We start from the raw sequence: 19,258 nt of genomic DNA, 5'->3' as shown, positions 1-19,258 counted from the left end.
CCCATGCTGCATCACCCCGGGGGGATGAGCCCGGAACCCGAAGACGTCGTCGTCGGGTCGCTCGACCTCGCCGCACGCGTGGACGAAGCGCTCGACGTCCAGGCCGTCGCCTTCGGGCTGACGGACGAGGAGGTCGGCGTACGACGCCACATCGTGCTGCGCCACCTCAAGAGCCCCGGCGCCCGCGCGCTCGGCGCGACCACGCCCTCCGGACGGCTCGTCGGCTTCGTCTACGGCATGCCCAACAACCGCACCCACTGGTGGTCCACGGTCGTCCAGCCGTATCTGCGCGCGGCCGGGCACGAGGACTGGCTGGACGACTCGTTCGTCATCACCGAACTGCACGTCCACCCGGAGTACCAGAGCCGGGGCATCGGCCGGCGGCTGATCACGACCATCACGGACAGCGCCGACGAGCCGCGCTCGATCCTGTCCGCGATCGACACCGAGAGCCCGGCCCGCGCGCTCTACCGCTCACTGGGCTACCGCGACCTCGCCCGCCCCGTGCTCTTCCCGAGCGCCCCGAGCCCGTACGCCGTGATGGGAGCCCCCCTGCCGCTGCGCCGCTAGGCCCCGGCCTGGCGCCGCCGCGGCCTTACGCATTTCCGGGAAACCAGCCCGTGCGGCTAACCTCCTGAACATCCCATCGCACGCAGGAGAGACCCCATGGCCCACGCCGTCAACGTCCAGCGCATGTCCACGATGATGCTGAAGACGCTGCGCGAAGACCCGGCGGACGCCGAGACCGCCAGCCACAAGCTGCTCGTCCGCGCCGGGTACGTCCGCCGCGCCGCCGCGGGCATCTGGACCTGGCTGCCGATCGGTAAGAAGGTCCTGGAGAACGTCTCGCGGATCGTCCGCGAGGAGATGGACGCCATCGGCGCCCAGGAGGTCCTCCTGCCCGCGCTGCTGCCCCGTGAGCCGTACGAGACGAGCGGCCGCTGGGACGAGTACGGCGATCTGCTCTTCCGGATCAAGGACCGTAAGGGTGCCGACTACCTCCTGGGCCCCACCCACGAGGAGATCTTCACCCTGACGGTCAAGGACCAGTGCACGTCCTACAAGGACCTGCCGGTCATGCTCTACCAGATCCAGACCAAGTACCGGGACGAGGCCCGCCCCCGCTCGGGTGTGCTGCGCGGGCGCGAGTTCCTGATGAAGGACTCGTACTCCTTCGACACCACCGACGAGGGCCTCGCCGAGTCCTACCGGCTGCACCGCGAGGCGTACCAGCGGATCTTCCAGCGCCTCGGCCTGGACTACCGCATCGTCTCCGCGGTCTCCGGCGCGATGGGCGGCTCGGCGTCCGAGGAGTTCCTGGCCCCGGCGGCGGCCGGCGAGGACACCTTCGTCGACTGTCCGAACTGCGACTACGCCGCGAACACCGAGGCGGTCACGGTGACCGTGCCGCCGGTCGAGGGCGCCGCGCACGGCCCCCTCGAGGAGCTGGACACCCCCGACACCCCGACCATCGAGACCCTCGCCGAGTACCTCGGCGTCCCGGCCTCCGCCACCCTGAAGAACCTCCTGGTCAAGGTCGACGGCGAGATCACCGCGGTGGGCGTCCCCGGCGACCGCGAGGTGGACCTGGGCAAGCTGGGCGAGCACCTCGCCCCGGCCGTCGTCGAGCTCGTCACGGCCGAGGACTTCGAGGGCCGCCCCGAGCTGGTGCGCGGCTACGTCGGCCCGCAGGGCCTGGCGGGCAAGTCCTTCCGCTACATCGCCGACCCGCGCATCGCCCCCGGCACCGCCTGGGTGACCGGCGCCAACAAGCCCGACACCCACGCGCGCGACGTGGTCTGCGGCCGTGACTTCGAGGTCGACGAGTACCTGGACGTCGTCGTGGTCGAGCCGGGTGACCCCTGCCCCCGCTGCGGTGCGGGCATCGAGCTGGACCGGGCGATCGAGATCGGCCACATCTTCCAGCTCGGCCGCAAGTACGCCGACGCCTTCCAGCTCGATGTGCTCGGGCAGAACGGCAAGCCGGCGCGGGTCACGATGGGCTCGTACGGCATCGGCGTCTCCCGCGCCGTCGCCGCCCTCGCCGAGCAGACCCACGACGAGTCCGGGCTCTGCTGGCCCCGCGAGGTCGCCCCGGCCGACGTCCATATCGTCGCGGCGGGCAAGGCCCTCCAGACCGAGATGGCCCTGGACCTCGCGGAGAAGCTGGGCACGGCGGGCCTGCGGGTCATGGTCGACGACCGCGCCGGTGTCTCCCCGGGCGTGAAGTTCACCGACTCCGAGCTGATCGGCGTCCCGACCATCCTGGTCGTGGGCCGCGGCGCGAAGGACGGCGTCGTCGAGCTGAAGGACCGCCGCACGGGCGAGCGCCAGGACCTCCCCATCGACGAGGCCATCGCCCGCCTCACCACCACCGGCTGACGACCGCGGCGGCGCCGGGGGTGCGGCGCCGGGCGGCGAGGCCCGCGCCCCGCCCCGGCTGCTCAATCGCGCCGTGGGCGCGGGACGGAAGCCGTACCCGGCCGGGCCGAGCAGCCCCGTCAGAGCCAGCCCGCGAACTCCAGCAGCAGCTCCGCGCGGCGGCGGTCACCCGCGGCGGCGTGGCGCAGGCCCGTCTCGACGGCGCGGTAGAGGGACCAGCCGCGCAGCCGGTCGCGGTCGACGTCCAGGGAATCCGCCAGCTTGGCGACCCGACGGCGCGCGGCCGCGGCGGGGCCGGGGCCCGCGGCCAGATCCTCGCAGCGGTCGAGCACCAGCCGTGCCAGGTCGTACGCGCGCTCGCCCACGAGCGGCGCCGGACCCACCGCGAGCCAGGGCGCGCGCTCCCCGGCCAGCACCTTCCCCTGCCGGAAGGCCCCGTGCAGCAGCACCTCCTCGGGCGGCTCGGCGGGCAGCGCCGCCCGCAGCTCCAGCGCCTCGTCGGTGAGCGGGCGGGCGTCCGCCGCCCAGTCCCCGGCGCCGAGCATCCGCAGGATCTCGTGCTCCTCCTCGGTACGCCCGGTGACCGACGCGAACGGATGCCCCTCGGGCGGCGGCACCCACAGCCGCCGCACCGTGCCCGCCGCCTCCAGCAGCGCCTTCGGCTCGGGCAGCGAGCGCAGCGACACCGCGCCGTGCAGCCGCTCGAGCAGCAGCGCACCGGTGTCCGGGTCGGCGCGCAGCAGCCGGGCCGCGCCCCAGCCGTTCCAGTGCGCGAGGGCGGCCCGCTCACGGTCCGCGTCCGGACCGGGGACCGGGAACTTCAGCGCCGCCGGGGTGCCGTCCGCCTGCCGTACGAGCGCGACGAGCCCGCGACGCCCCCCGGGTGTCGCGACCCGCTCCAGGGTCAGCTCCCAGGCCGCCAGCTGCCGCTCCGCCGTCCCCGGCAGGACGTCCAGCCAGCTCCGCGCGGCGCTCGTGGGGTCGTCGCTCAGCGCGTCCAGAAGCCGCTTCGGCACGGGGACGCGGTCCGTATCGCGGCCGCCGGGCCGTGGTGCCGATGCCATTCCTGAGCTGTCCCCTCCACCATCAGTGACGTCATACCCCGTCCGACCCACCGCTCGGCGACGCCGACGGAGTGGCCGGTGCGGCCCGTTCGGTGAGCCCAGGGAAGGCTACGCCGCCGCCCCGCCAGCGCACCGCCCGGACCGCCGCCTCCCGCAGCGCGCCCGCCGCCTGGCGGCGCAGGGATCCGGCCGAGGCCCGTACGAGGTCGGCGTAGACGGCGGCGACCCGATTCTCCAGCTCGGCCGCGAGCCGCACCGCGGCGGGCGCGTCCGGTACCGCGAAGGGCAGGGCGTAGGCGGGCGCCGCGCTGGTGGGGCGGCCGCCGAGGTCGCGCACGGTGCGGGCGAGTTCGTCCCGGCGGGCGCGGTGCGCGGCGTAGCCCTCGCGCGCCTCCGCGAGCCGGTCGTCGCCGATCCGCCCGCCGACGACGCCGTAGCCGTACACCGCGGCGTGCTCGGCGGCGAGCGCCGCCTGCGCGGCCCTGAGCGCCGCGGCTCGTTCGCCGACGGCCGGGCGGTCTGCTCGAGCGGCCATGTCAGTACCCCTTCCCGGTGGTCCCGAGCGTGATCACGAGTCCGTGTCGCGCTGCGTGAGGAGATACACGTGGGCGGCGCCGCAGGCCGCGACGGAGGCCAGCAGCCGGGCCAGCTCGGGCGGCGCGGTGGTGAGCGCGGCGGTGCGGGTGTCGGCGGTCTGGCGCTCGGCCTGGACGAGGGCGGAGAGGGCCTGTTTCTCGTCCTTCGGGACCTTCGGCATCCGCCGCCCGCCCGCCGACGGCGAGCGCGACACGGTCGCGGAGGGGGAGGGGGACCGGCCCTTGGCGGTGAAGGCCGCGACATGCCGGGCCGTCTCCTCCCGCAGCGGCGCCAGCCGGTCCGCGAGGGCGGGGTGCGCGTCCACGGTCGCGTCGTAGCGCGCGAGGAGTGCGGTGGAGTCCCGCGCGCCCCGCGCCCGCAGCAGCGCGACGTCCGCCCCGCCGTCCGCCTCGCGCCGGGACTCGGGGTCGCCGGAGCAGCCGCTCAGCAGCGCGACGGCCCCCAGCGCCCCGCCGCCCAGCAGCAGACTCCGCCGCCGGGGCACCGGCTCGGCGCAGGCCGAAGAGGCGGCGGACGCCGAAGACACCGCGGACGCGGCAGACGCGGCGGGGATCGCGGACACCGCGTCAGGCGCGGCCGTGACACGGGGCGGGGGAGTGGTGATCGACACGTTCCTCTTTCCGGGCTGCGGCCGCTCCCGGCCGCCGGTAGTGATCACAGCAGGCGAGCGTACCCGCGCCGAGGCCGTCTGCCCGGCAGCGGCCACCGAATCGTCAGCCCGCCGCCGGAACAGATAGGCTTTGACCTGACACGCGACCTTCCCACAACAGCACACGCGGCCGAGGAGTCACCCGGATGAGCACCACCCAGAGCGAGAGGCTGCGCGGACTGCTGGAACCGCTCGTCAGCGCGCGAGACCTGGATCTGGAAGAGGTCGAGGTGACGCCGGCCGGGCGACGGCGTGTGCTGAGAGTGGTCGTGGACTCCGACGACGGCGTCCAGCTGGACACGTGTGCGGAGCTGAGCCGGGACATCTCCAAGACCCTCGACGACACGGACGCCATGGGCCAGACCGCGTACGTCCTCGAGGTCACCTCTCCCGGCGCCGAGCGCCCCCTGACCGAGCCTCGCCACTACCGCCGCGCCGCCGGCCGCCTCATGAGAGCGCGCCTCGGCGACGGCGACGAGCTGGTGGCCCGGATCGTCTCGGTGGACGACGAGGGCCTCGACCTGGAGGTTCCCGGTGTGAAGGGGCGCAAGCCCACCGCCAGGCGGCTGGCCTTCGAGGAGATCTCCAAGGCCCGGGTGGAGATCGAGTTCAACCGCAAGTCCGCGGACAAGGCCGCGGGCGACGACGACGAGAGCAAGGAGGAGGCGTAGCCGTGGACATCGACATGAGTGCCCTGCGGGGTCTGGTGCGGGAGAAGGAGATCTCTTTCGACCTGCTGGTCGAGGCGATCGAATCGGCCCTCCTCATCGCCTATCACCGCACTGAGGGAAGCCGCCGCCGGGCCCGCGTGGAGCTCAACCGCGACACCGGCCATGTGACCGTATGGGCCCGTGAGGACGCCGAGGACTTGGAGGAGGGGCAGGAGCCCCAGGAGTTCGACGACACCCCCTCCGGCTTCGGCCGGATCGCCGCCATGACCGCGAAGCAGGTCATCCTCCAGCGGCTGCGGGACGCCGAGGAGGAGATCACCTTCGGCGAGTACGCGGGGCGGGAGGGCGATGTCGTCGCCGGCGTCGTCCAGCAGGGCAAGGACCCCAAGAACGTGCTGGTGGACATCGGCCGTCTCGAGGCGATCCTGCCGGTGCAGGAGCAGGTCCCGGGCGAGGACTACGCCCATGGCACCCGGCTGCGTACGTACGTCGTACGAGTCGTCAAGGGCGTGCGCGGACCGTCGGTGACTCTTTCGCGTACGCATCCCAATCTGGTCAAGAAGCTCTTCGCGCTCGAGGTGCCGGAGATCGCGGACGGCTCGGTGGAGATCGCGGCGATCGCCCGTGAGGCGGGTCACCGCACCAAGATCGCGGTCCGGTCCACCCGTGCGGGGCTGAACGCCAAGGGCGCGTGCATCGGCCCGATGGGCGGGCGGGTGCGCAGCGTGATGGCCGAGCTGCACGGCGAGAAGATCGACATCGTCGACTGGTCGGACGAGCCCGCTGAGCTCGTGGCGAACGCGCTGTCACCCGCGCGGGTGAGCAAGGTCGAGGTGGTCGATCTGGCGGCCCGCTCGGCCCGGGTCACCGTGCCGGACTACCAGCTCTCGCTCGCCATCGGCAAGGAGGGGCAGAACGCCCGGCTGGCGGCGCGGCTGACCGGCTGGCGGATCGACATCCGGCCGGACACCGAGCAGTCGGGCGATCAAGGCTGATTCAGGCCGGATTCCCCGGGATCCGGGCCAAATCGAGTGACGGTTCGATCACTCCCCCCAGGGGATGAGGTCGGTACGGGGAGGTAGACTTAACCAGTGTCTGGCCGCACGCGAGCTGGTGCCTGCCCTGAGAGAACCTGTGTGGGATGCCGGGATCGGGCGGCCAAGAACGATCTGCTGCGCATCGTGGCTGTCGAGGGTGTTTGTGTCCCCGACCGGCGCGGTACGCTCCCCGGTCGGGGTGCTTATGTTCACCCCACACGGGTCTGCCTTGACCTGGCGGTTCGCCGCCGGGCCTTTTCCCGGGCCTTCAGGGGCTCGGGAGCGCTCGACACCACGGCGCTCCGCCGGTTTGTCGAGCAGGGTGAACAGGCGACACCCTGAGTAGTTGAAAGAACGGCACGGGACACCGTGCGGTCAGGTACCTCGCGAGTCGGAAGTAGGTCGAGATTGCGATGAGCACTCGATGAGTACGCGATGAGTACGCCCATGAAGTAGCGACGGTCCGGCGACAACCCGGACCTAAAAGGAGCGAAGTGGCTAAGGTCCGGGTATACGAACTCGCCAAGGAGTTCGGAGTCGAGAGCAAGGTCGTCATGGCCAAGCTCCAGGAACTCGGTGAATTTGTACGTTCGGCGTCCTCGACGATCGAGGCGCCGGTTGTCCGCAAGTTGACTGACGCTTTCCAGGGTGGCAACGGCTCCGGCCGCGCCGCCGGTAAGCCATCGGCGCCGCGAAAGGCGACGCCCAAGCCGCCGACCCCAGGTCCGGCGGCGGCGGCCCGTCCGGCCGCCCCCAAGCCCCCGGCGCCCGGCCCCAAGCCGGCCGGTGCCCCCGAGGGCCAGCGCGGCACCCCCTCCGCCGCGCCCACTCCGGGCCCGCGTCCCACGCCGGCTGCCCGTCCGACCCCCGGCCCCAAGCCGGGTCCCGCGCCGGCGGCTCCGGCGCAGCCCGAGTTCACCGCGCCGCCGACCCCCGCGCCCAAGCCCGCCGCGGCCAAGCCGGGCGCGCCCGGCAAGCCGGGTGCCGCTTCCGGTCCGCGCCCCGGCGCCCGTCCGGGCGCACCGGGCCAGGGCCAGGGCGGCCAGCGCGAGGGTGGTCAGCGCGAGGGCGGCCAGGGTGGCCGTGGCGGCCCGCGTCCGGGTCAGGAGCGTCCGCGTCCGGGTGGTCCCCGTCCGGCCGGTCCCCGTCCCGGTAACAACCCCTTCACCTCCGGCGGCTCCACCGGTATGGCGCGCCCCCAGGCGCCTCGTCCCGGCGGCGCCCCGCGTCCCGGCGGCCAGCCCGGCGGCGGTCCCCGCCCGCAGGGCGGCGGCCAGGGCGGTCCGGGCCGTGGCCAGGGCGGTCCCGGCGGTCCCCGTCCCACTCCGGGCCAGATGCCCCGTCCGCAGGGCGCCCAGGGTGGCGGCCCGCGTCCGGGTCCCGGTGGCGCGCGTCCGAACCCGGGCATGATGCCGCAGCGTCCGGCCGCGGGCCCGCGGCCGGGCCCCGGCGGCGGTGGCGGTCGCGGTCCCGGCGGCGGCGGTCGTCCCGGCGGCGGCGGTCGTCCCGGTGGTGGCGGCGGTTTCGCCGGCCGTCCCGGCGGTGGCGGCGGCGGTCGTCCCGGTGGCGGCGGCGGTTTCGCCGGCCGTCCGGGGGGTCCCGGCGGCGGTGGCGGCTTCGGCGGCGGCGGTGGCCGTCCCGGCTTCGGCGGCCGTCCCGGCGGTCCCGGTGGCCGCGGTGGCACGCAGGGCGCCTTCGGCCGTCCCGGCGGTCCGGCGCGTCGTGGCCGTAAGTCGAAGCGGCAGAGGCGCCAGGAGTACGAGGCCATGCAGGCCCCGTCGGTCGGCGGCGTGATGCTGCCGCGCGGCAACGGCCAGACGGTCCGGCTGTCGCGGGGTGCCTCCCTCACCGACTTCGCGGAGAAGATCAACGCCAACCCGGCGTCGCTGGTCGCCGTCATGCTCAACCTCGGCGAGATGGTCACCGCGACGCAGTCCGTCTCCGACGAGACGCTTCAGCTTCTCGCCGACGAGATGAACTACAACGTCGAGATCGTCAGCCCGGAGGAGGAGGACCGCGAGCTTCTCGAGTCCTTCGACATCGAGTTCGGCGAGGACGAGGGCGGCGAGGAGATGCTCTCCGCACGTCCGCCGGTGGTGACCGTCATGGGTCACGTCGACCACGGTAAGACCCGACTGCTGGACGCGATCCGCAAGACCAACGTGGTCGCGGGCGAGGCCGGCGGCATCACCCAGCACATCGGTGCGTACCAGGTCTCGACCGAGGTCAACGACGAAGAGCGCAGGATCACCTTCATCGACACCCCGGGTCACGAGGCGTTCACCGCCATGCGTGCCCGTGGTGCCAAGTCGACCGACATCGCGATCCTCGTGGTGGCGGCCAACGACGGTGTGATGCCCCAGACGATCGAGGCGCTGAACCACGCCAAGGCGGCCGATGTGCCGATCGTGGTCGCGGTCAACAAGATCGACGTCGAGGGCGCGGACCCGACCAAGGTGCGCGGTCAGCTGACCGAGTACGGCCTGGTGGCCGAGGAGTACGGCGGCGACACCATGTTCGTCGACATCTCCGCCAAGCAGGGTCTGCACATCGACAGCCTGCTGGAGGCCGTCGTCCTCACCGCCGACGCCTCGCTCGACCTGCGGGCCAACTCGGAGCAGGACGCACAGGGCATCGCGATCGAGGCCCACCTCGACCGCGGCCGCGGCGCCGTGGCCACCGTGCTGGTCCAGCGCGGCACCCTGCGGGTCGGCGACACGATGGTCGTCGGCGACGCGTACGGCCGAGTCCGGGCGATGCTCGACGACAACGGGAACAACGTGGTGGAGGCCGGCCCGGCGACCCCGGTCCTGGTGCTCGGTCTGACCAACGTGCCCGGTGCGGGTGACAACTTCCTCGTCGTGGACGAGGACCGGACCGCCCGCCAGATCGCCGAGAAGCGCGCCGCCCGCGAGCGGAACGCGGCCTTCGCCAAGCGCACCCGCCGGGTCTCCCTGGAGGACCTGGACAAGGTGCTCAAGGCCGGTCAGGTCCAGCAGCTCAACCTCATCATCAAGGGCGACGCGTCCGGTTCGGTGGAGGCTCTCGAGTCCTCGCTGCTCCAGCTCGACGTCGGCGAAGAGGTGGACCTGCGGGTGCTGCACCGCGGTGTGGGTGCGGTCACCGAGACCGACATCGACCTGGCGACGGGCTCGGACGCCATCGTCATCGGCTTCAACGTGCGCGCAGACGGGCGTGCCACGCAGATGGCCGAGCGCGAGGGTGTGGACGTCCGTTACTACTCGGTCATCTACCAGGTGATCGAGGAGATCGAGGCGGCCCTGAAGGGCATGCTCAAGCCGGAGTACGAAGAGGTCGAGCTGGGTACGGCGGAGATCCGCGAGGTCTTCCGCTCGTCCAAGCTGGGCAACATCGCGGGTGTGCTCATCCGCTCCGGCGAGGTCAAGCGGAACACCAAGGCCCGCCTCGTCCGCGACGGCAAGGTCATCGCGGAGAACCTCAACATCGAGGGCCTGCGCCGCTTCAAGGACGACGTCACCGAGATTCGCGAGGGCTTCGAGGGCGGTATCAACCTCGGCAGCTACAACGACATCAAGATCGACGACGTCATCGCGACGTACGAGATGCGCGAGAAGCCGCGCGGCTGACAAGCGGCGGCGGCCGGGGCCGATCGGCGGAGGAATTTCCGTCGATCGGCCCCGGCCCTTGCGTGTACGGTGCGAGAAGCCCGCAATCACGAAGGCCCCACGGGTGGCTTGACCCGGACCGCATGTATGTAGGGACGTTGTCCTTTGACCTGCTTCTCGGCGACGTACGGTCGTTGAAGGAGAAGCGCTCCGTCGTCCGCCCGATCGTCGCCGAGCTGCACCGCAAGTTCGCGGTGAGCGTGGCGGAGGTCGGCGACCAGGATCTGTACCGCAGGGCCCAGATCGCCCTGGCGATGGTCTCCGGGGACCCGGGCCACCTCAGGGAGGTGCTCGACCGCTGCGAGCGGCTGGTGGCGGCGCGGCCGGAGGTGGAGCTGCTGTCCGTGCGACGGCGGTTCCACAGTGGCGATGATGAATGAGGGCCGGACCGGTGGTCGCAGACCGCGCCCCCGGCCATCGATGACTGACGCGAAGAAGAGAGAAGAAGACGCATGACCGACACCGCGCGGGCACGCAAGCTGGCGGACCGCATCCGGGTCGTGGTCGCGGAGACCCTGCAGCGGCGGATCAAGGACCCGCGGCTGGGCTATGTGACCATCACCGACACCCGGATCACCGGTGATCTGCGGGAGGCGACCGTCTTCTACACGGTCTTCGGCGACGACGAGGAGCGGGCGGCCTCCGCCGCTGCCCTGGAGAGCGCCAAGGGCGTGCTGCGGTCGGAGGTCGGGCGCCAGACGGGGGTGCGCTTCACCCCGACCCTGACGTTCGTCCCGGACGCGCTGCCGGAGAACGCCCGCACCATCGACGATCTGCTCGCCAAGGCCAGGGAGGCGGACGCCCAGGTGCGCGAGGCGTCCTCGGGCGCCGCTTACGCGGGCGAGGCCGACCCGTACCGCAAGCCCGGCCAGGAGGACGACGAGGAGCCCGGCACGGACGGCAAGGGTTCAGCGGACGCATGACGCGCAACGGCAGGGCCGGTTCCGGGGCACCGGACGGCCTGGTGATCGTCGACAAACCGGCCGGTTTCACCTCGCACGACGTCGTCGCCAGGATGCGCCGCTTCGCCGGCACCCGGCGGGTCGGCCACGCCGGGACACTGGACCCGATGGCCACGGGCGTGCTCGTGGTCGGCGTGGAGAAGGCCACCCGGCTGCTGGGCCATCTGGCGCTGACCGAGAAGGAGTACCGGGCCACCATCCGGCTCGGGCAGACCACGGTCACCGATGACGCGGAGGGCGAGAACACCGCCTCCGACGGCGCCGCCGGGGTCGACCCGGGCGCCGTCCAGGCCGGGATCGAGGCGCTGACCGGGGACATCCAGCAGGTCCCCTCGAAGGTCAGCGCCATCAAGATCGACGGCAAGCGCTCCTACGCACGGGCGCGGGAGGGCGAGGAGTTCGCGATCCCGGCGCGGCCGGTGACCGTCTCCTCCTTCGTCCTCCACGACCGCCGCGAGGCCCAGGCGGAGGACGGCACCACCGTCCTCGACCTGGACGTCACGGTGGTGTGCTCCTCCGGCACCTACATCCGGGCCCTGGCGCGCGACCTGGGCGCAGGGCTCGGCGTGGGCGGCCATCTCACGGCCCTGCGCCGGACCCGGGTCGGTCCATACGGGCTGGAGGCGGCCAGGACGCTGGAGCGGCTGGAGGAGTCGCTGGAGATCCTGCCCATCGCGGAGGCGGCGGCCGCCGCGTTCCCGCGCTGGGACGTGGACGAGCGCCAGGCCCGGTTGCTGGGCAATGGGGTGCGGATCGACATGCCGTCGGGGGAGACGGGGCCGGGGCCGGGGCCGGTCGCGGTCTTCGGGCCGGAGGGGCGCTTTCTGGCCCTGGTGGAGGAGTCGAAGGGCAAGGCGAAGAGCCTGGCCGTCTTCGTATGACGGCGTCGACGCCATTGACGGCGTTGACGGCATTGACGGTGTCGGAGCCCCGGCCCGGCCGGTGCGGCGCCGGTGTGTCATTGCCGACTCCGGGCCGCGTTGCACGCGCCGGGATCGGCCGCCTACCGTGGCTTTCCGGCCGGTCCGGGCGCTTGAGGCGGCCACCGATGCGAGGCGGGCGCCCGGGGCATGGCAGTCTTAGACCTGCGAAGTCGACAGACGAAGGTTCGGGCGAGGAGCGGGCAAAGTGCAGCGCTGGCGTGGCTTGGAGGACATCCCCGAGGACTGGGGGCGCAGCGTCGTCACCATCGGTTCCTACGACGGGGTGCACCGAGGGCACCAGCTGATCATCGGCCGTGCCGTGGCACGGGCGCGTGAGCTGGGCGTACCGGCGGTCGTGGTCACCTTCGACCCGCATCCGAGCGAGGTCGTGCGGCCCGGCAGCCATCCGCCGCTGCTCGCCACGCACCAGCGGCGTGCGGAGCTGATGGCCGGGCTGGGTGTGGACGCGGTGCTGATCCTGCCGTTCACGGCGGAGTTCTCGCGGCTCACCCCCGCCGACTTCGTGGTGAAGGTGCTGGTGGACAAGTTGCACGCCCAGGTCGTGGTGGAGGGCCCCAACTTCCGGTTCGGTCACAAGGCCGCCGGAAACGTGGCCTTCCTGCGCGAGCTCGGCACCACCTACGACTACGAGGTCGAGGTCATCGACCTGTACGAGCGCGGCGAGGCGGGCGGCGGCGAGCCGTTCTCCTCCACGCTGGTGCGCCGCCTGGTCGCGGAGGGCGATGTCACGGGCGCGATGGAGGTTCTCGGCCGGCCGCACCGGGTCGAGGGCGTGGTGGTGCGCGGTGCGCAGCGCGGCCGTGAGCTGGGCTTCCCGACGGCCAACCTGGAGACGCTGCCGCACACCGCGATCCCGGCCGACGGCGTCTACGCCGGCTGGCTGACGGCGCGGGGCGAGGCGATGCCCGCGGCGATCTCGGTCGGCACCAATCCGCAGTTCGACGGGACCGAGCGAACGGTCGAGGCGTATGCGATCGACCGGGTCGGACTGGATCTGTACGGACTCCATGTCGAGGTCGACTTCCTCGCCTATCTGCGGGGCCAGGAGAAGTTCGACTCGATCGAGGCGCTGCTGGAGCGCATGGCGGCCGATGTGAAGCGGGCGCGGGAGCTTGTGGAGGAGCACGGGAGCCGTTGAGGCGTACGTACGGCGGCGGCTGAGGCTTACGGGAGCCGCGGGGGCGTACGGGAGCCGCTGAGGGGGGCGCTGAGGCGCCGTGCGCCGCGTGGTGAACGGGAGAGACGCGAATGCGCCCCGTGGACCGGATCACCGGTCCACGGGGCGCGTTCGCTTCTTCGCTCGCTACTGCTGCGGGGGCTGCTGCTGCCAGGGCTGCCCCGGTTGCCCGGGCTGACCCGGCTGGGCCTGCTGCCACGGCTGGCCGGGCTGTGGCTGCTGCCCCTGCTCATAGGACTGCTGCCAGCCCTGCTGGCCGCCTTGCTGCGGGTACCCGGGGTACTGCGGCTGCTGGCCCTGTTGAGGCGCGTAGGCGCCCGGATAGGGCTGCTGCTGGGCCTGTCCTGGCAGCGGCGGGGCCACCTGCGGCGGCTGGGCTCCTCCGTCGCCCGTCCACAGACCCTGCTCCTGCTGGGCGCGGGTGAAGTCCTCCGCGACCATGGCCGAGAGGTTGAAGTACGCCTCACGGGTCTTGGGCCGCATCATGTCCAGGTCCACCTCGGCGCCCGCCGACAGATGCTCGTCGAACGGCACGACGATCACCCCGCGGCAGCGGGTCTCGAAGTGGGACACGATGTCCTCGACCTTGATCATCTTGCCGGTCTCCCGGACCCCGGAGATCACCGTGATGCTCCGCGAGACCAGATCCGCGTAGCCGTGCGCGGACAGCCAGTCCAGGGTGGTGCTGGCGCTGCTCGCGCCGTCCACCGAGGGCGTGGAGATGATGATCAACTGTTCGGCGAGATCGAGGACGCCGCGCATGGCGCTGTAGAGCAGGCCCGTGCCCGAGTCGGTGAGGATGATCGGGTACTGCTTGCCCAGGACGTCGATGACGCGGCGGTAGTCGTCGTCGTTGAACGTCGTCGAGACCGCCGGGTCCACGTCGTTCGCGAGGATCTCCAGCCCGGACGGCGCCTGTGAGGTGAACCGCCGGATGTCCATGTAGCTGTTGAGGTACGGGATCGCCGTGACCAGGTCGCGAATGGTCGCACCGGTCTCGCGGCGGACCCGTCGGCCGAGGGTGCCCGCGTCCGGGTTGGCGTCGATCGCGATGACCTTGTCCTGGCGCTCGATGGCCAGGGTCGAGCCGAGGGCGGTGGTCGTCGTGGTCTTGCCGACGCCACCCTTGAGGCTGATCACCGCGATGCGGTAGCAGGAGAGCACCGGCGTGCGGATCAGCTCCAGCTTGCGCTGCCGCTCCGCCTCCTCCTTCTTGCCGCCGAGCTTGAAGCGGGAGGGGCCGGGGGTGTTCTTCTTCGGCTTCTGCTTGCCCTTGATCAGCCGGTCCGAGGAGAGCTCGACCGCGGCGGTGTACCCGAGCGGCGCCCCCGCGCCTCCGGCCTGGCGCCGCTGGTCGGGCGTCACGGTCGGCCAGCCGCCGGTACGAGGGTCGGCCGGGGCCGCCGGGGCGGCTTGGGCGTCCGGGCGCGGATAGCCGTAGCCGTCATGCGGCTGTGGCTGCGCCGGCTGCCCGGGCACGGGCCCGGGACCGCCGTCGCCGGGCCGCGGGAAGCCGTATCCACCCTGCGCGCCCGGACCCTGAGGCCCGGGGAACTGCTGACCCTGGGGGTCATGCGGTGGCTGACCCTGGACGGGGCCGTTCGGCGCGTACGGTCCGGGCTGGGCAGGCTGTCCGGGCTGGCCCGGGTACATCGGCTGGGTGGGCTGGCCGGGCTGTCCGGGGTGCTCGGCCTGCCCCGGCTGGGGCGTGGGGTAGGGCTGTGCGGGGGGCTGCTGGTACGGGCCCTGGCCCTGCTGGTCCGGGGCGGGCGGCTGCGGGAAGCCGTAACCGCCCGGGACCGGCGCCGGCCCCTGGCCCTGTCCCGGGCCGCCCGGGCCGGGCGCGGGCTGGGCCCCCGGGGGCGGGTAGCCGTAGTGGGGCCCCTGCGGAGCCGGGGCACCCTGCGGACCGGGACCCGGTACGCCCGGGCCGGGCTGCTGGTAACCGCCCTGCGGGCCGGGCACGTTGCCCCCCGGGGGCTGCGCCCCCGGGGCCTGATCCGGCAGCGGGGCCGGACCGGGCTGGCCGGGGATCGCACCGGGAGCGCCCTCACCGGGACGCGGATAGCCGTATCCGCCCTGCGGCCCCGGCCCGGCTGCGGGTTGTCCGGGCCGGCCCTGCGCCTGGGGCGGGGGCGGAGCCCAGGAGGTGTCCTGGGGCGGGAGCGGCACTCCGGCAGCCGGGGTGGCGGGCCCATCCGTCCGCTGCTCCGGAACCGGGGCGGGACCCGGAGCCGGTGGGGCGTCCTCGGGCGCCGCGGGCTGGAAGTCCGGCGGCAGGGGCGGCAGCCCCGACTGCGGAGCGGGCGGCGGCGCCCAGGTGGTGGCGGGCTGCTCGGGCGACGGCGCGCTCGGCGGCACGGCGTCCTCGGGGACCGCGTCCTCGGGAACCGCGTCCTGAGGCTCGGCGCTCGCCTGCCGCAACTCCTCCATCTCACGCCGCAGCGCGGCCGTGGAGAAGCGCAGTGTGCCCTCGCCGCGCGCATCGTCGTCCGTACGGTCGTCCGAGTCCGAAGAGCCGGGATCGCCGTCCGAACCGGGACCGGACGCAAACCCGGACCCGGACTCAGACCCGGACCCGGACTCAGAGTCGGAACCGGAATCGGAATCGAAGCCGGACGGAGAACCGGAACCGGAAGGAGAGCTGGAACCGGAGCCCGAAGCAGAACCGGAACCGGACGGAGAACCGGAATCAGAACCGGAGCCGGAATCAGCGACCCCGGCCCCGGACTCCTCACTCCGCCTCTCGGCGATCTCGCGCCGCAGCGAGGCGGTGGAGAACCGCACGGTGGAGGGGCTGCCCAGATCGCCGTTCGCGCCCTCGTCGGAGCCCGCATCGGAGGCGTAATCCGAGTCCGGCCGGAAGGCGTCGTCGTCCCGCGCGGCAGCGGCGGGCGCCAGCGTGAAGTCGTCATCGACGGGAGCGGAAGCGGAAGAGGAAGCCGCAGCCGAATCCTCCGTCTCGACGTCGGAAGCCGGAGCGGAAACCTCGTAGGAGGGCTCGGACTCAGCCCTGTCCGAAACGCCGCCATCCGTAACGCTGTCACCCGCGGGCGCGGCACCAATCGAATCCGACCCAGAGTCAGACAAAGACGACATACGAATGCCCGAGTCGGACTCTCTGTTCTCCGGTTCCGACCGTGCCTCGTCCTCCCTCCGCGCGGGGACCTCCTCCACCTCGGAGGCGTCCGACGCGACATCGGAGGAGGGCACCGGGGCCGGCGGCGGCCAGGCACCCGGAAAACCGCTTGGCTCCGGCACCCCCGGCACGGGCACCGGACTGCCGGTGGGCGGCGGAGGCGGCGGACCCGGCATCCCCGCACCGGCGCCCGTCCCGCTCCCCCCGGAACCGCCGGTCGACGTGGGGGCCGTGGCGGACGGTGTGGACGACGAAGCGTTCTGCGTGTACCAGGCGGGTGGGGTGTAGTCGATGGTGAACTCGCCCGTGTGCTCGGTCTCCGCGTCGGACCGATCATCGCCGGGTGTGTTTCCGCCCGTGCGGATCTCGTCCCGATCGCTGCTCACAATGCCTCCTGGTGTGGTCGAACACCCTTGAAATTCTTGGCGAGGCCGATCTGTTGCCGATCGCTACTGTCGTCCGACCGTTCGGCTTTCCCCTTTTGTGACGCCGGGGGCCCCTGAACGGGCGCTCCACCGGGTACCCCAAGACTAATCACCATGAGCGCCGAGGGGGCAGGCCCATCCGCCACTCGAAGCTGTCCGAGACCTCACCGTGCCTTACGGCGGTACGTACCCGGCAACCGCGGGGAGAAGTCCAAGCGTCCGGTGGTACAAAGAATCCCCGCTCGAATGCCGTTGCACAGTGGGACCTGCGACCATGTCGCCCCTTTCCGGCCGGTGCCGCCGACCGGATCGCGGGGAGGAGGCTGACCGGTCGGTGGACTCTTGTGAGAGGTAGGCGCAGATGCCGCAGCCGCCCCGGCCACCCAACCAGCCGCCCTCCGGTGGCTTCGGCCCACCGCCCCCAGAGCCTCAGGAGCCCGATCAGCCCGATCAGCCCCAGGAGCCCCGGGAGCCCGGACAGGGCGGCCTCGGCTCGCCGCGGAGACCTCCAACGCCGCCCACGCCGCCCCCCGCGCCCCAGAGGCTCCCATCAGCTCCGTCGACGGGCCGCACTCCGCCCCAGATATGGGACGGCGCCCTCCCGCCGAGCCCGACCCCACCACCGCCCGGCGAGCCCCCGGGCCCGGACCCGTCGAACCCGTACGCCCAGAATCCGTACGCACGCCGGCCGGAGTACGGCGGCCCGTACATCCCACTGCCCGGCGGCCCGTACGACACGTCTCCGCCCGCCGGCGGTGGCCGGACTCCGAAGCGGAAGGCTGTCATCGTCGGCGCGGCGGTGGCGGTACTGCTCGCGGCCGGTGGCGGGGTGTACGCAGCGGTGGGCGGTGATGACGGCGGTAAGAACCCCACCGCGAGTTCCACGACGACCACCCCGAGCCACTCCAAGACACAGGACCCGACACCCGAGTCGACGACCGGTGACGGCGACAACACCGGCGGCCGCGGCAACGGCGAAAGCGACCCCAACGACCAGCGCCGGGCAGGCGAGGCCAAGGTCCTTTACCAGAAGCCCGCGCCCCAGGTCAGCAAGAGCAACCTCGAAGTGCCCGGCTTCTGGGCGATGAAGGGCTATGTCGTCAAGGCGGTCGAGAACAAGATCGTCGCGTACGAGGACGAAGGGGGCAGCAAGTGGACCCTCTCGCTCCCCAAGGCGGTCTGCGCCGCTCCCACCTCCACGACCGACGGCAAGGTCGTGGTCGCCTATGCGGGCCATGGAAAGGACTCTTGCAGCCAACTCGCCCTGATCGACCTCAACACGGGCATCAAGCTCTGGGACCATCCCGCCCCCGAGCGTGACGCCCTGGGCGGTGGCTACACGAACGTGGGCATGGCGCAGAGCGGCAATCTCGTCGGCATGGCCTGGTTCGGCGGCTCCGCCGTCATCAAGGTCAGCGACGGCCAGGAAGTCTCACCCGAAAAGCCGAGCGCAGGCTGCTCCATTGACGGCTACGCGGGCGGCAGGGTCCTGCTGCGCGCCTACTCCTGCTCCAATGGCACCGCCAAGCTCCAGCAGCTCACCCCCAGCGGCTCGATCAAGTGGACCTACACCATCCGTAAGGGCTTCAAGGTCAGCAATATCTTTTCCAGCAGCCCCGCTGTGGTGGCCCTCATTGACCAGGACCGACGCTCCGGAGGCATCCTGGCCCTCTCCGACAAGGGCAAGGAACGCTCGACCCTCGCGCTGGGCGAGCAGTCCTACCAGCCGGAGTGCGGCACGGACATCTTCGGCACCAACATGGGCAACTGCGAGGGCGTCGCCGTCTCCGCCGACACCTTCTACCTGCCGACCGAGATGACCCAGGACCACGGCCTGGGCTCCACAAGCGAGATCCACGCCTTCGACCTCACCACCGGCAAGCGCAAATGGGCGGTCAAGGTGGCCGAACGGCTCCTGCTCCCGCTGAACATGGACGGTAAGAACCTCATCGCCTACGAAAAGCCCACATACACCGCCCCCGGCCGAATAGTCCGCATCGATCCCAGCGGCGGCAAGCCCAAAACCCTCCTACGCCTCCCCCAGGCCACCCAAAAAGCAGAGCGCGACTTCTACTCGGCCACCCACACCTACCGCAACGGCAACTTCTACATCGCCACCAACCGCATCACCGGCACCGACACCACCGCCGAAAACCTACTGCTGGCCTTCGGCCGCTGAGCGGCGGCCGAACGACGGCCGAGCGGTGGGACACGACCGCGGGGGCGGACTCCGACCGGCGTCCGCCCCCGCACCCGCGCTCCTCAGCTCAGATCGAATTCGCCATCCCTCGCGCCCAGGACGAAGGCACGCCATTCGGCCTCCGTGTAGCGCAGCACGGTCTCGGGGTCGGTGGAATTCCGCATGGCCACTGCCCCGTTCGGCAGGTAGGCGATCTCCACCCGGTCTTCGGAGCTGCTGCCAGGTGCGCTGAGCCACTCAACACCGGAGATGTCGAGGGCGTACAGCTCTTCCTTCTCTTTGGCATCGGCCATTGGTGGAGAATCCCTTCGGGTACCGCGGAGACAAGCCCGCCTGGTGCTTGGCTGACAGTTTCATCCACCGT

17 protein-coding genes and 1 pseudogene are annotated in these 19,258 nt (G+C 72.2%); 12 read left to right on the top strand and 6 right to left on the bottom strand.

The window, feature by feature from the left end; translation table 11 throughout:
• The first annotated feature begins 3 nt into the window (after positions 1-3).
• Both ACMTAK_RS16165 and ACMTAK_RS16160 read left to right on the top strand, forming a co-directional pair.
• On the top strand, positions 4-570 hold the full coding sequence (locus tag ACMTAK_RS16165; protein WP_413806884.1) for a GNAT family N-acetyltransferase: 567 nt from the start codon (positions 4-6) through the stop codon (positions 568-570).
• Between the two features lie 96 nt (positions 571-666).
• Positions 667-2,382 (top strand): proline--tRNA ligase, encoded by a 1,716-nt coding sequence (locus tag ACMTAK_RS16160; RefSeq protein ID WP_413806883.1) that lies wholly within the window; start codon positions 667-669, stop codon positions 2,380-2,382.
• Between the two features lie 119 nt (positions 2,383-2,501).
• Here ACMTAK_RS16160 and ACMTAK_RS16155 read toward each other — a convergent pair whose 3' ends face one another.
• The 3 genes from ACMTAK_RS16155 to ACMTAK_RS16145 are packed head-to-tail and all read right to left on the bottom strand — an operon-like array spanning position 2,502 to position 4,701.
• Positions 2,502-3,446, bottom strand: a complete 945-nt coding sequence (locus ACMTAK_RS16155; protein WP_413806882.1) for an aminoglycoside phosphotransferase family protein — start codon at positions 3,444-3,446, stop codon at positions 2,502-2,504.
• 31 nt (positions 3,447-3,477) lie between these two features.
• Positions 3,478-3,981 (bottom strand): ferritin-like domain-containing protein, encoded by a 504-nt coding sequence (locus ACMTAK_RS16150; protein WP_413806881.1) that lies wholly within the window; start codon positions 3,979-3,981, stop codon positions 3,478-3,480.
• A gap of 33 nt (positions 3,982-4,014) precedes the next feature.
• Positions 4,015-4,701: a hypothetical protein gene (locus ACMTAK_RS16145; RefSeq protein WP_413806880.1), complete on the bottom strand. Its 687-nt coding sequence runs from the start codon at positions 4,699-4,701 to the stop codon at positions 4,015-4,017.
• 137 nt (positions 4,702-4,838) lie between these two features.
• On the opposite strand from ACMTAK_RS16145, the gene rimP reads away from it, so the two are divergent.
• The 8 genes from rimP (at position 4,839) to ACMTAK_RS16105 (ending at position 13,091) form a co-directional block, all read left to right on the top strand.
• The gene (gene rimP / locus ACMTAK_RS16140; RefSeq protein ID WP_413806879.1) at positions 4,839-5,363 is read left to right on the top strand and encodes a ribosome maturation factor RimP; all 525 of its coding nucleotides are present in this window, start codon (positions 4,839-4,841) and stop codon (positions 5,361-5,363) included.
• Positions 5,364-5,365: 2 nt separating this feature from the next.
• Positions 5,366-6,358 (top strand): transcription termination factor NusA, encoded by a 993-nt coding sequence (gene nusA, locus ACMTAK_RS16135; protein ID WP_413806878.1) that lies wholly within the window; start codon positions 5,366-5,368, stop codon positions 6,356-6,358.
• A 96-nt stretch (positions 6,359-6,454) separates the two neighbouring features.
• On the top strand, positions 6,455-6,742 hold the full coding sequence (locus tag ACMTAK_RS16130; RefSeq protein WP_413806877.1) for a YlxR family protein: 288 nt from the start codon (positions 6,455-6,457) through the stop codon (positions 6,740-6,742).
• A 152-nt stretch (positions 6,743-6,894) separates the two neighbouring features.
• Positions 6,895-10,008: a translation initiation factor IF-2 gene (gene infB / locus ACMTAK_RS16125; RefSeq protein ID WP_413806876.1), complete on the top strand. Its 3,114-nt coding sequence runs from the start codon at positions 6,895-6,897 to the stop codon at positions 10,006-10,008.
• Between the two features lie 122 nt (positions 10,009-10,130).
• Positions 10,131-10,427 (top strand): DUF503 domain-containing protein, encoded by a 297-nt coding sequence (locus ACMTAK_RS16120; protein ID WP_413806875.1) that lies wholly within the window; start codon positions 10,131-10,133, stop codon positions 10,425-10,427.
• 72 nt (positions 10,428-10,499) lie between these two features.
• Positions 10,500-10,970: a 30S ribosome-binding factor RbfA gene (rbfA, locus tag ACMTAK_RS16115; RefSeq protein ID WP_413801700.1), complete on the top strand. Its 471-nt coding sequence runs from the start codon at positions 10,500-10,502 to the stop codon at positions 10,968-10,970.
• Entirely contained in the window at positions 10,967-11,890 is a 924-nt protein-coding gene (gene truB, locus ACMTAK_RS16110; protein ID WP_413806874.1) for a tRNA pseudouridine(55) synthase TruB, read from the top strand. Before rbfA ends, truB begins: the two co-directional genes overlap by 4 nt.
• Positions 11,891-12,137: 247 nt before the next feature.
• The gene (locus ACMTAK_RS16105) at positions 12,138-13,091 is read left to right on the top strand and encodes a bifunctional riboflavin kinase/FAD synthetase (RefSeq protein WP_413806873.1); all 954 of its coding nucleotides are present in this window, start codon (positions 12,138-12,140) and stop codon (positions 13,089-13,091) included.
• A 165-nt stretch (positions 13,092-13,256) separates the two neighbouring features.
• Here the strand turns inward: ACMTAK_RS16105 and ACMTAK_RS16100 are convergent, their stop codons facing one another.
• Positions 13,257-15,563, bottom strand: a complete 2,307-nt coding sequence (locus tag ACMTAK_RS16100) for a MinD/ParA family ATP-binding protein (RefSeq protein WP_461773840.1) — start codon at positions 15,561-15,563, stop codon at positions 13,257-13,259.
• 670 nt (positions 15,564-16,233) lie between these two features.
• Between ACMTAK_RS16100 and ACMTAK_RS16095 the strand changes: the two genes are divergently transcribed.
• A complete protein-coding gene (locus ACMTAK_RS16095) occupies positions 16,234-16,557 on the top strand; it encodes a hypothetical protein (RefSeq protein ID WP_413813278.1) in 324 nt (107 codons plus the stop codon).
• A gap of 20 nt (positions 16,558-16,577) precedes the next feature.
• Here the strand turns inward: ACMTAK_RS16095 and ACMTAK_RS16090 are convergent.
• Positions 16,578-16,655: pseudogene (locus ACMTAK_RS16090) on the bottom strand (SCO5717 family growth-regulating ATPase); the annotation flags it as partial.
• A gap of 838 nt (positions 16,656-17,493) precedes the next feature.
• On the opposite strand from ACMTAK_RS16090, the gene ACMTAK_RS16085 reads away from it, so the two are divergent.
• Entirely contained in the window at positions 17,494-18,873 is a 1,380-nt protein-coding gene (locus ACMTAK_RS16085; protein WP_413806872.1) for an outer membrane protein assembly factor BamB family protein, read from the top strand.
• An 83-nt stretch (positions 18,874-18,956) separates the two neighbouring features.
• Here ACMTAK_RS16085 and ACMTAK_RS16080 read toward each other — a convergent pair whose 3' ends face one another.
• Positions 18,957-19,187, bottom strand: a complete 231-nt coding sequence (locus ACMTAK_RS16080) for a DUF397 domain-containing protein (protein ID WP_037960661.1) — start codon at positions 19,185-19,187, stop codon at positions 18,957-18,959.
• Between the last annotated feature and the right edge of the window lie 71 nt (positions 19,188-19,258).

It is taken from the genome of Streptomyces lacaronensis (genome assembly GCF_047337785.1).
Lineage (GTDB): Bacteria > Actinomycetota > Actinomycetes > Streptomycetales > Streptomycetaceae > Streptomyces > Streptomyces lycopersici.
Note: the sequence above shows the minus strand (reverse complement) of the source record. Positions and strands in the feature narration are given on the sequence as shown.

Coding starts and splice junctions, on each gene's coding strand:
- rbfA (WP_413801700.1), top strand. CDS start 10,500: ATGACCGACACCGCGCGGGCACGCAAGCTGGCGGACCGCATCCGGGTC.
- ACMTAK_RS16165 (WP_413806884.1), top strand. CDS start 4: ATGCTGCATCACCCCGGGGGGATGAGCCCGGAACCCGAAGACGTCGTC.
- ACMTAK_RS16100 (WP_461773840.1), bottom strand. CDS start 15,563: ATGGAGGAGTTGCGGCAGGCGAGCGCCGAGCCTCAGGACGCGGTTCCC.
- ACMTAK_RS16120 (WP_413806875.1), top strand. CDS start 10,131: ATGTATGTAGGGACGTTGTCCTTTGACCTGCTTCTCGGCGACGTACGG.
- rimP (WP_413806879.1), top strand. CDS start 4,839: ATGAGCACCACCCAGAGCGAGAGGCTGCGCGGACTGCTGGAACCGCTC.
- ACMTAK_RS16095 (WP_413813278.1), top strand. CDS start 16,234: ATGCCCGAGTCGGACTCTCTGTTCTCCGGTTCCGACCGTGCCTCGTCC.
- ACMTAK_RS16155 (WP_413806882.1), bottom strand. CDS start 3,446: ATGGCATCGGCACCACGGCCCGGCGGCCGCGATACGGACCGCGTCCCC.
- truB (WP_413806874.1), top strand. CDS start 10,967: ATGACGCGCAACGGCAGGGCCGGTTCCGGGGCACCGGACGGCCTGGTG.
- ACMTAK_RS16080 (WP_037960661.1), bottom strand. CDS start 19,187: ATGGCCGATGCCAAAGAGAAGGAAGAGCTGTACGCCCTCGACATCTCC.
- ACMTAK_RS16150 (WP_413806881.1), bottom strand. CDS start 3,981: ATGGCCGCTCGAGCAGACCGCCCGGCCGTCGGCGAACGAGCCGCGGCG.
- ACMTAK_RS16160 (WP_413806883.1), top strand. CDS start 667: ATGGCCCACGCCGTCAACGTCCAGCGCATGTCCACGATGATGCTGAAG.